Genomic DNA, 246 nt, shown 5'->3' with positions numbered 1-246 from the left:
AAGATAAGGGGTTGATAAGGGTGTTTGTGGATGGGGAATGGTTGTGGAATTTGATGTTTGTGATAACGAGGAATTGGGTTGGTGTGATAAGCATGGGGAGGTGGAGGAAGGATGAATTGGATGGAAGGAAGGGGAGGATGATGATGGAGAATAAAATAAGGGATATGGGTGATCTGGTTTGTGTGGGAATGGTGTGATGGATAAATTTATGATAAAGAGGGTTAGGTGGGGGGGGAAGTGTGGTTG

1 protein-coding gene is annotated in these 246 nt (G+C 44.7%); it reads left to right on the top strand.

Features of this window, described 5'->3' with window-relative positions; translation table 11 throughout:
• Positions 1-197 (top strand): hypothetical protein (locus tag FS628_RS32315; protein WP_222125344.1); only part of this gene is annotated, 197 nt, incomplete at its 5' end.
• Positions 198-246 lie beyond the last annotated feature (49 nt).

The sequence above is a fragment of the Paenibacillus xylanexedens genome (genome assembly GCF_007676705.1).
Lineage (GTDB): Bacteria > Bacillota > Bacilli > Paenibacillales > Paenibacillaceae > Paenibacillus > Paenibacillus xylanexedens_C.
The sequence above is the reverse complement of the archived record's forward strand: the minus strand, read 5'-3'. Positions and strand labels throughout refer to the sequence as shown.